Origin of the sequence: Leptotrichia sp. oral taxon 879 str. F0557, assembly GCF_000469385.1 — a bacterium.
GTDB classification, from domain to species: Bacteria; Fusobacteriota; Fusobacteriia; order Fusobacteriales; family Leptotrichiaceae; genus Leptotrichia; species Leptotrichia mesophila.
Window position 1 is genome coordinate 1 of sequence record NZ_KI271323.1, and the last position, 927, is coordinate 927.

The following is a 927-nucleotide window of genomic DNA, read 5'->3' on the forward strand; positions in this document are numbered from 1 at the left end:
GTAGCGAACAGGATAATCAAAAAAATATAAAAATTTGTTAACTATTTTTAAGATAAAAAATAGTGTTTTTTGCTTGACTTTTGTTTTTTTTCGAGGTATAATTATCTAAAAAAAAATGAAAGGAAATAGAATATGAAAAAAGATAATATAAAACTTTACTTATTAGAAAATCAATTTTACATTGATTATCAAGGTTGTTCTGAAATATTAAACAAGGAAAACAGACCATATGTTGTTTTTTTACTAACCCTTAACAATTTAACATTTGCCGTACCATTAAGAAGTAATATAAGCCATAAATATGCTATAAAAACTGTGGGAAATAAAGGGATTGATTTTTCAAAAGCTGTTGTGATAAATGACAGGCAGAAGTATATTTCAAACAAACGAGTATTAATAGGTAGTCGTGAATATCAAATTATTATGAGCCAAAAATGGAGTATTACTCAAAAAATGGCGAACTATATAGAAAAATATAAAAAAGCACTTAAAAATAATTCGGTTCCAGCGAATAAAAATCTATGTAACTCAAGCTCTCTTCAATATTTTCATGCTGAATTAGGAATTAAATAAACAAATAAAAATAGCTCCTTGAATAGGAGCTATTTTTCATTCTTATTTAAAAAATAAATTGTATTGGATGTGCAACACTTTTTAAAATCAAGAAAATGATAAAAAATGAGGAGATGAAGTTATGAATACAAATAAGAAAAGAAATTCAGAAATTATCCCTTTTTAGACTGATAAAAAAATTATCTTGAATATATTTCTCAAATGCCTTTTTATACTCTTCAGTTCCAGCAGCTAATCCAAGCTCCTTATTTCTTCTCAAAAATGCACTGGTTAAAGCTGATTTAACTTTTGCTGTGTTAACATCACTTACCGTATACTCGTCTTTCTGATTATTCTCTTCTGAAAAAGTCCACA

Annotated in this window: 2 protein-coding genes; one reads left to right on the forward strand and one right to left on the reverse strand. The window is 26.3% G+C overall.

What is annotated here, in order from left to right; genetic code table 11:
- The first annotated feature begins 132 nt into the window (after positions 1-132).
- Complete coding sequence (gene tenpIN / locus HMPREF1552_RS05435) at positions 133-573, forward strand: type III toxin-antitoxin system TenpIN family toxin (RefSeq protein WP_021744119.1); 441 nt, start codon at positions 133-135, stop codon at positions 571-573.
- A 145-nt stretch (positions 574-718) separates the two neighbouring features.
- On the opposite strand, the gene HMPREF1552_RS12540 is transcribed toward tenpIN, so the two are convergent.
- A partial coding sequence (locus tag HMPREF1552_RS12540; RefSeq protein WP_021744120.1) for a hypothetical protein occupies positions 719-927 on the reverse strand: 209 nt, incomplete at its 5' end.

Bases quoted from the DNA above. Each gene is read 5' to 3' on its own strand.
- tenpIN (WP_021744119.1), top strand. From the start codon at position 133: ATGAAAAAAGATAATATAAAACTTTACTTATTAGAAAATCAATTTTAC.